The 9,246-nt window shown below is 70.8% G+C and carries 7 protein-coding genes; 2 read left to right on the top strand and 5 right to left on the bottom strand.

Features of this window, described 5'->3' with window-relative positions; genetic code table 11:
* The first annotated feature begins 532 nt into the window (after positions 1–532).
* Positions 533–1,771, top strand: coding sequence for a cytochrome P450 (locus U9978_RS06170; RefSeq protein WP_322760074.1), 1,239 nt, complete (start codon positions 533–535; stop codon positions 1,769–1,771).
* 508 nt (positions 1,772–2,279) lie between these two features.
* On the opposite strand, the gene U9978_RS06165 is transcribed toward U9978_RS06170, so the two are convergent.
* The 5 genes from U9978_RS06165 to U9978_RS06145 form a co-directional block, all read right to left on the bottom strand.
* On the bottom strand, positions 2,280–3,482 hold the full coding sequence (locus U9978_RS06165; RefSeq protein WP_322760073.1) for an acetyl-CoA hydrolase/transferase C-terminal domain-containing protein: 1,203 nt from the start codon (positions 3,480–3,482) through the stop codon (positions 2,280–2,282).
* Positions 3,483–3,590: 108 nt separating this feature from the next.
* Positions 3,591–4,751, bottom strand: coding sequence for a thiolase C-terminal domain-containing protein (locus tag U9978_RS06160; protein ID WP_322760072.1), 1,161 nt, complete (start codon positions 4,749–4,751; stop codon positions 3,591–3,593).
* On the bottom strand, positions 4,748–6,010 hold the full coding sequence (locus U9978_RS06155) for a Zn-ribbon domain-containing OB-fold protein (protein ID WP_322760071.1): 1,263 nt from the start codon (positions 6,008–6,010) through the stop codon (positions 4,748–4,750). The genes U9978_RS06160 and U9978_RS06155 overlap by 4 nt, the downstream gene beginning before the upstream one ends.
* A gap of 112 nt (positions 6,011–6,122) precedes the next feature.
* Positions 6,123–7,148, bottom strand: coding sequence for a cyclase family protein (locus tag U9978_RS06150; protein WP_322760070.1), 1,026 nt, complete (start codon positions 7,146–7,148; stop codon positions 6,123–6,125).
* Between the two features lie 88 nt (positions 7,149–7,236).
* The gene (locus U9978_RS06145; RefSeq protein WP_322760069.1) at positions 7,237–8,004 is read right to left on the bottom strand and encodes a TetR/AcrR family transcriptional regulator; all 768 of its coding nucleotides are present in this window, start codon (positions 8,002–8,004) and stop codon (positions 7,237–7,239) included.
* Positions 8,005–8,343: 339 nt separating this feature from the next.
* Between U9978_RS06145 and U9978_RS06140 the strand changes: the two genes are divergently transcribed.
* On the top strand, positions 8,344–9,222 hold the full coding sequence (locus tag U9978_RS06140; RefSeq protein WP_322760068.1) for a coniferyl-alcohol dehydrogenase: 879 nt from the start codon (positions 8,344–8,346) through the stop codon (positions 9,220–9,222).
* Positions 9,223–9,246: the final 24 nt, after the last annotated feature.

Here is a 9,246-nt window from a genome sequence, read left to right as displayed (position 1 = left end):
TGTCTCCCTCCGCCGCCTCGCGATCTACGTGCCCCAGCCCCGCTCCTTGATCCACGCCCCTATTGCCGGGCGCTCTAAGAAGCAGGAGCTGCTGGCGTCGTCGACAGGGTTCCGCCGGGCCATGACCGAGGCTTGCTCCAGCGAAGATCTCCCTATTAGATATCGATGATGCCTTGACGTGCGTCGTGCACACAGGCCACTACGTGCTGTCGGCGTCGAGGAAGGTCTGCTGGTGTCGGAACGAGCGGGGCGGACAACCCCAGAGACGTCGAATGCCTCCACCGCGGCCGCCGACCGTCGATCCGAGGCGCGGTCCGACGCACGGGAGCCGGCCGACCGCTTGGCGTGCGACGACTGTCGGTCGCAGCGTCGCCGGAATAGATAGTGGCGATATCTTGACGGGCCTCGGCGGTCCGGTCAGGGTGATGCATGCGATAGTCCGGCCGCCGTGGGCACCGCTGTGCGCCTCGTGGGCCGTCGCCGTCGGTGGTGCAGCCCGGATGATCGCCCCCCACCCACTTGGAGGAGCGCCATGCGGGACGACGTCGTTGAGATCTCCTACAGCGAGATGGAGCCGGCCTTACGCGCGATGATCGCCTACGAGTCCAACGGCGCGTTCGATGTGCGGGACGCCCAGCAGATCTTCGATCGGCTCCGCCGGCAAGCACCGGTCGTGCGCTGGGACATGGGCGTCGGCTTCTTCACGATGAACGACGTCGTGACCGCGGGACGTCACCGTGCCCTCGTGTCGAGTCACCCGGACACCTGGCTGCCGCTGGGCATGGGCTCGCGTGGGCCGCTGCCTCCGCTGCACGTCGACGGCGAGGAGCATCGCCGTTACCGCAAGCTGCTCGACCCGCTGCTGGCGCCGAAGAAGGTCGCGCCGATGGAGTCGGAGATCCGCAAACTCGCCGACGAGATCATTGAGGGGTTCGTCGCCGACGGCCGCGTCGAGCTGCACGACGCCTTCTGCGTACCGCTGCCGTCCACGATCTTCCTGACGCTGTTCGGGACGCCGCTGGAGGACATGGACTTCCTCGTCGCGATGAAGGATCGCATCCTCAAGAACGAGGGAACCACCATGGAGGAGAAGGACGCGATCGGCGTCGAGGCCGGTGACCGGATGCGGGAGCGGCTGCGGCAACGGCTGGACGAGCGCCGCCGGGAAGGCGCCCCCCGGGACGACCTGATCGGCCAGTTCATGATCTTCGAGTTCGACGGCGAGCGCCTCACGGACGACGACATCGTGAACATCATGCATCTGTTCACGATCGCCGGGCTCGACACCGTGACGTCGTCGCTGTCGTGCATCTTCGCGTGGTTCGCGGCCCATCCGGACGAGCGGCGCCGCGTCGTCGCCGACCCGTCGACTCTGCCGGCCGCGATCGAGGAGCTGATGCGCTTCGAGAGTCCCGTGCCGGGCAGTGGGGTTCGCTGGGCTACCGAGGACATCGAGATCAACGGCGTCCCGGTGCGCCGGGGCGAGATGGTCTTCCTGTGCTGGGCCGGCGCCAACGTCGATCCGGCCACCTTCGAGTCGCCCCTTGAGGTACGGCTCGACCGCCCCGTCAACCGGCACATCGCCTTCGCCGCCGGCGTCCACCGCTGCCTCGGCTCGCACCTGGCCCGCCTCGAGCTGCGCGCTGCCATCGACCAGTTCCACCGGCGGATTCCCGACTACTGGATCACCCTGGGGGAGGAGCCGCGCTACGAACTCGGTGGCGTGCGCCAGGCCAGGTATCTGCCGCTGACCTTCACCGCAGCCGGCTGACCACCGACCGTAGTTCACAGCCCTTCAGATGAAGGGCCACGACCAGTTACACCGAGCGTCGGACAGTCCCAGCCCCGGGTCAGGGCGCTGCCCGCCGTGACCTGATCATCCACCCCCCGTCTCTGCGAGCGCGAAAGGACCCACCGGGCCGTGGACCCGGCGCCGCGACGCGGCCGTCGCGCCCCGACCCTGCCCACAGACAGGAAACCTTGATCAAAAAGAACGTTGTCGATCACACGGGTCAACCCCGCCAACCCCGTGAACGATTCAGGCCAGGCATGGGCTGCGTCGCTGCGCCGGACTACGTGACGATTATCGACCCTTCGCCGGCAGCCGATGGCGCGCATCGGCGGGTACCGTCCGTCGACAAGATCGGCGCGAGTTTGTCGTCAGGTACGCCTATCCGGCCGAAAACCGTACCTAACAACAAACAAACGCCGATCATCATCTCCAAATCTCCAAAGACAGCCATGGATGGTCAGACTCGACCCGCAAGCCGGCCCGATCCTCATGGCGGGTCATGTCCGCCGACCTCCGGCCACGCGACACGACCGTTGGCTGCCGCTCCCCACAGCGATAGGAGCGCGTCCCGGCGTTCGCCGCGGTCGAGTCCGCGTAGGTCGGCCACCCCCTGCTCGGTCACGACGACATCGACGTCGTGACCGGGGGTGCTGACCGGCCGGGCGAGCCGGTCGACCAGGGTCGGTCGCCCGTGATGCCGGGTGGCGAGGGCGACGACCGACAGGCCGGTGGAACGGGCGGCGGCGGCGGCGAAATCCGGATGGCCGCCGATTCCACCGAGCGTCGACGCGGTGGTGCCCTCAACGTTCACCTGCGCGTCAAGGTCTAGCTCCAGGGCTGTGTTGACCGCGATGAACGGGGCGCCGGTCGACAGCCTGTGCCCGTCGTGCGTCGTCCCGATGGGGTGCAGCAGGCGCCGTCCGTCGGCCCAGGTCCAGAGCCGTCGGCTCCCGGCCAGGTAGGTCCCGATGGGATCGCCGAGGAGCAGGCCGCGGTCGTCGAGGTCCACCGCCGCGTCGGTCAGGAGTCCCGAGTCGATGCACACGGGCACGCGAAGCGCCGCAAGCGTGGCGGCGCCAAGTGCCCCCGGCCCGACCTGCACACGGGCACCTTCCGGGATCAGGCGGGCGACATTCCGGCCGATTGCGGCGTGCACGGCATCGACCCGGGGGACGGGGATTTCGATGGGCGGACGCGCGTGCCGGGCCACGACCGTCACCCGGTCGGCCGGCAGGTGCGGTCCCGCGTCAGCGTGGGGAAGCTCGTTGTTGACGACCCCGACGACCAGCGCCCCGGCATCGATGGCGTCGCGCATCCACGCCACTTCGCTGCCGAATGCGTACCCGCCGGGCACCGCGACGACGGAGGCGATCAGGACGTCGGGCCGGAGCGGGCCCCGCACGAGGGCGGGGGCCGCGCCCAGCGCCGCAGGCAGGTAGTGCGCCTGGCCGGTGTCGATGGCGCGCCGCAGCCCCCAGCCGCCCATCAGCGCTCGTACGTCGGCGAAGGCGGAGAGATCCAGGTTCTCGTCGGAGGCAGGCATCCACCCGAGGACCAGCCGTACGCCGCCCACCCGGCGGGCGGCCGCGCTGAGTTCGGTGAACACCGACCGGGGAGTGCCGACGCCGTCACTCACGGCGACGCGGGCACTCGACGTGATCAGGTCCTCGAGGCATGCCGAGGGGATCACGGGGCTTCCCCGCCGCCGGCCGCGGTGCTGTCGGGCCATGGGCGATGTTCCAGCCCTCGCCGCACCTCGCCCCACACCAACGTGGCCGTGCTGGCAGTCGGTGGCTTATCAGCCACGGTCGGTGCTCAGCAGTGTCACGGCGGATACGGCGGTCGGCCCTCCGATGTTGTGGGCGAGAGCGACCCGGGCTCCCTCGATCTGGTTCGCCGCCGTACCCCGCAGTTGCTCGACGAGTTCGACGCACTGCGCGACGCCGGTGGCGCCCGGGGGATGGCCCTTCGCCTTCAATCCTCCACTCGGGTTGACGGGGAGCCGCCCACCCAGCGCGGTAGCTCCGGATGCGATCAGATCGGCCGCCTGGAACCGGTCGCAGAATCCGAGATCCTCGTAGCTGATGAGCTCGACCGCCGAGAAGCAGTCGTGGACCTCGGCCACGTCGACGTCCGCGGGCGTGAGCCCGGCCATGTCGAACGCCTGCTTCGCCGCCCTCACCGTGGCCGGGAACGTCGTCATGTCCCGCTTGTGCTGGTGCATGACCCGGTCCAGACCCAGACCCACCCCCCGCACCCAGATCGGGGAGTCGGTGAAACGGTCGGCGACGTCCCCGCCGGCAATCAGCAGGGCGGCCGCGCCGTCGCTCTGCGGGGTGCAGTCGTACAGCCCGAACGGGGCGACGACCATCGGCGCCGACAGGACCTGCTCGACGGTGATCTCAAAGCGCAGATGCGCCTTCGGGTTGGTGACGGCGTTGTGGTGGTTCTTCACCGCGACCATCGCCATGTGTTCCCGGGTCGCGGGCGACTCGTGCAGGTAGCGGGCCGCGTGCAGGGCGAAGTTGGCCGGCGCGACGAGGCCGAGAGGGTAATCCCAGGCCATGTCGCGGGTCATCGCCATCCAGTCCCAGAAGGTGGCGCGGGCCGACGTTTCCCGCACCTTGTCGGCCCCCATGACAAGCGCGACGTCGACGTGCCCGCTGGCGACGGCAAAAAATGCGTTGCGCACTGCGTCGTTGCCCGTGGCGCAGGCGTTCTCGACCCGGGTGATCGGGATGTCGAGCAGTCCACACGAGTCGGCCAACACCCCGGAGGGAAATCCGTCGGTGGTGGTGAGTTCACCGAACCACGCGGCGTCGATCTGTGCGCGGTCGATGCCCTTGTCGACGCTGCCGACCGCCTCGGCCAAAGCCAGCGGAAGCAGTTCCTTGATCCCGAGGTCGAAGTGCTCCCCGAACGGCGTCATCCCGGCCCCGACGACGGCAACCGGCCTCATGCCGCCACCCCTTTCGTGCCCGTCATGCCGGCCGTGTCCGTCATGCCCGTGGTACCGGCGGGAGCCACGGTGGCGCCGGTGGCGGGGGTCGGAGCGAAGGCATAGCCGTAGTCGGGAACGCCACTGCGTATCGCGACTCGCCGGAGCAGGAGCATGCCCCGGTCGCCGATCTGGACGGTGCCCGGCTCGGTGTCGGTGACGTGGGTCAGCAGCCGGACCCCGGTGTCGCCGAGTTCCACCACCGCCAGGCTGTAGGGAACCGCCAACCCCGGCACCGGGGTGTGGACCGTCACCGTCGTGTAGACGACCGCGTCGCGCGGGAGCGGCACCAACTCGGGGGTGCCCTGCGCGCCACACTCGAGACAGAGCAGCCGGGGCGGCAGGGACAGCGCGCCGCAGCTACCGCACCGCCCGGCGGCCAGGCGTAGTTTCGCGTCGAACGCCCGTTCGTAGGCCGGCAGCGAGATCTTGATGTCGGCGTCGCCCGAAGTCCGCAGGGCGGGTAGAGGCCGGGGCGCCGGAGCATCGGCGACGACCGCCGTGGCCCCCGGCTCGAGTGCGGCCGCGGTCAGCGTCGCCTGCTCCACCGCCAGGACAGGCCCGCCTTCCCGGCCCGCCAGCAGCCCGGCGAGCGCGAACAGCACCGAACTGGCGCCGACCGTGGGAAGGGCGGGCCCGGGGCCGGCGGTCAGCGACGCCGCATCCCGACCCCGCAACCCCGCCACCGCCGCCGGCTTGCCCGGCAGGTCGAGCCGGGCCAGTCCCGCGAGCACCCCGCGCTCGCGGACCAGCCGCGCGTCGGCATAGTCGAACACCCGTCCGTAGGCGTCGCGGACGTGGACCGGCAAACTGCGGTCCAGCCGGGCCAGCGGGCGGATCGCGGAACCCTCGGCCGCGATCACCGCCGCTCCGGCACCCGCCGGTCCGGCGGTATCCGCTCCGATCACCAGTGTGCCGGGCCGGGCGTCGGTGAGCGCGTCCAGCACGGCCGGGGCGCCGCCCAGCACCTCGGTCGCACGGGTGCCATCCGGCAGATCGAGGCCCGCGAGCACCATCGCGGCGCTGCCGCCCTCGATCAGCGCCGAATCCCTGGTCACCAGAACCACATGCTGGATCTCAATCCGTCCGGCGGCCGCCAGCGCGGCCCGACCCGCCGCGACCGCCATCGTGACGGCGTCCTCGTCCGGACCGGCGACGCGGGCCTGCGCGGTGCCCCACGCCGGCAGGTAGGTCGCCAACGCGCATATATGAGCGGTCACCTGACATCCCTTCTGTATGTATGGCGAAAGGGTCGCCCAGCCCCCGACCTGGCGACGGCGGCCGGCTCGAGGCGCCCGAAGGCCCGCATCGGTGTCGGTGTCGGTGTCGGTGTCAACGGACGGCGATCGCGTTGGCCGGTGAGCCGATGCCGCCCGGGATGCGCAGCGGCACGGCGACGAAGAGGAACGTCCAGCGCTCGTCGGCGGCGGCAGCAGCAGCAAGATCCGCGAACCAGAACAGCTCGCCGAAAGGCAGCCCGAGGTTACGCATCATCCGGATGTGGGCGGACCGGCTCGAATCGGTGGGCAACGGTCCGGCCTCCACCGCGATGTTGTCCGTGGCGACGGCTCCCCATCCCTGGCGGTGCGCGAGTGGCGCGAGATCCGGGCTGATCCCGGGCACTCTCGCGTCCGTCGCCAGGACCATCGCCTCCCGCACCGCGTCGGACGCCGCGGCGAGGTATGCCTCCGTCCAGCCGGTACGCACGCACACCACGTCGCCCGGCTCGATCCGGACACCCTGCGCGGCGGCGGTCGCGAGCAGCTCGGGTTCGTCGATGACGTGGTCCGGTGGCAGGGGCCGGTCAGCTCCCCCGGCGACGTGCCGGGCGACGTCAAGGAGGACGCCACGTCCGGTGATGCCGCGCTGGGCGAGGGCGTCGATGCTGTTGCGGTGGGCGTAGCCCCGCTCGTCCACGCTGTCGAGCCCGGCGCCGTTGTAGAAGACGCCGTCGACCCCGTCCTCGACGAGTCCGCAGTGGGACAACGCGTCCCACTGCGTCGAACCCTGCGTGGGCAGCACGACGCAGTCGTCGTTGAGAACCATGCCCTTGTAGACGTGGTTGCGGCGGAGCGCGACCTTCTCCAGCGCCGGCCGTCCGATCTGGCGGTGGCGGGGCTGGTCCAGCGGCAGGTTGAGCGGGAAGGTCGTCCCCGTCCGGATGCACCCGGCGCCCCGCAGCACCGCGGCCGGTGTGATCAGGTTGAGCGTGCCGAGTTCGTCGTCCGCCCCGAACCGACCCCAGTTCGACAGTTCGGGCCGACGCGGGCCTCCGTGGGTGTCGGCGACGACCTCGCCTGTTGCCTTGCCCTCGGCCCGCACCCCGCCGACACTGACACTATGCGGCGCATAGTGCAAGACAGGCCGGAACCGGAGCGTGCTTCCCGTCAGTCGTCGAGCCCTACGTGCCTACCCAGGCCGACGCGGCAGACGCGGCACCCGGCGACTAGCCGGCTCCCTCTGCGGCACGCACCCGGAGTCCCGCGATGATGACGTCGAGGGCGAACTCCAGGTATGCCTCCGCGTCCAGCGTGGCGCCAGCCGACGCCACCCGCTCGAGCGCGGGGTAGGTCTGCGGATCGTCGGCCAGCCGATGACGACCTGGTGGGCCGCCGCGCCGGGCGAAGCCGGCCGCCAGCTTGAGGTAGCCGACCCAGTAGGCCTGCGTCGTTGCCTGCGCCAGCACCGAGGTCCGCTCGTCGAAACCCGCGTCGAGCAGGATGGCGGTCGCGAGGTCGGCGAGCCGGGTGCCGTTGCGGGTCACGCTCGTCTCCACGAGCCAGTCCGCCACTCCCGGGCAGTCGTTCACCGTGACGCTGAGCCGTCGGTGGACCGCGCGCAGCCGGTCCTCCCACGGCCCGTCCGGCGGCGCCTCAACCTGGCCGAGCACCCGTTCGACGACGAGTCTCAGCAGGGCCTCGCGGGTCGGGACGTGGTAGTGGATCGCCATCGTGGTGACACCGAAATCACGTGCCAGCCCGCGCATCGTCACCCGGTCGAGACCCTCGCGGCGCGCAACCTCCAGCGCCGCATCGACGATCCGGCGCTCGCTCAGGGGCGCCGCCGCCCGACCCGGCGATACGGGAGCGGATCCGGGCTCGCCCATCACCGTGACCGCCTGCGGGGCTGTCGACGTCACCCCCGCGGCCGTCGGCACCGCTCGCTCAGCCACCAGCAGACCCTCCTCGAGGCCGACAGCCTTCCCGGACGTCACCCCTCTATTGTCACCCCGCTGGCCCGCGCCCGACGGCGCGCACTGGCCGACCGACCGCGAAAGCCCCAGGCGACTCGGCACAAGCGGCGGAACGACGCTCTTGCGAACCACCCCTACGCGCGACAGAGCAAAGTCACTCTGCGCCGCATAGTAGGTATTTACCCGAGGCCCTCCCCTGCACAGGTTCGTCTGCTGGGTCAACGACGAAGAGTGACGCGCCAGCCAGCCTGGCCGCCGGGGGCGCGGCCGCTGCTTCCTCGCGCCCGTCGCACTATGCATGGCATAGTTGGGAAGCCCGGCACACCGGTACACCAGCACCCCGAGAGGATGCGGTCGATCGTGGATGACGTGTTGGGATACGAGGGCCGGCGGGTCCTTGTCACCGGAGCCGCCTCGGGCATCGGCGCGGCCACCGCCGAGCTGCTCGTCTCACTCGGCGCGCAGGTGCACGCCGCCGATCTCAACCCGGTCACCGTCGACGGGGTAGGCAAGACCTACCGGGTCGACCTCGCCGACGCCGGTTCCATCGACACCCTGGTCGAGGGCCTGGGCGGTGGCCTCGACGCCCTGTTCAACTGCGCCGGCGTGCCTGGCACAGCCCCGCCGCAGACGGTCCTGCTGGTCAACTTCTGCGGGCTGCGGCATCTGACCGAGTCCGTCGTCGCGTCCATGCCGGCGGGGGCGGCGGTGTGCTGCGTCGGCTCGACGTCGGCGGCCGGCTGGCTGCAACGGCTCGAGCTGTCCGCCGAGCTGCTGGCGACCGCCGGGTTCGACGAGGCCCGCCGCTGGTGCGAGGCGAACGTCGATCGGCTCGGCTACGTATACGACTTCTCCAAAGAAGCGGTCAACGCCTACACGGCGTTCCGGAACGTCGACTTCCTCGCCGACGCGAAGGTGCGCATCAACTGCGTCAACCCGGGCAGCACGCGGACCGCGGCGACACCGGAGTTCACGAAGGCGGTGAAGGCCAAGGCGCTCGGCGAGGAGCTGTTGAAGAACTACCCGCGGCTGATGGGCCGGCTCGCCCGGCCGGTGGAGCAGGCGTGGCCGCTGGTGTTCCTGAACAGCGAACGGGCCAGCTTCATCACCGGGGCGAGCCTGAACGTCGACGCCGGCCTCGTCGGCGGTCTGGTGACCGGCCGATTCCCCCCGGTCGTCGCGGCCGCGATGCGGTGGACACCGGTCGCGGGCGCGGCCGCGGCCGCGGCGACGGCCTGACGCGAACGGCCGGCGAGGACAGAC

Origin of the sequence: Protofrankia sp. Cr2, from assembly GCF_963555885.1 — a bacterium.
Lineage (GTDB): Bacteria > Actinomycetota > Actinomycetes > Frankiales > Frankiaceae > Protofrankia.
The sequence above is the reverse complement of the archived record's forward strand: the minus strand, read 5'-3'. Positions and strand labels throughout refer to the sequence as shown.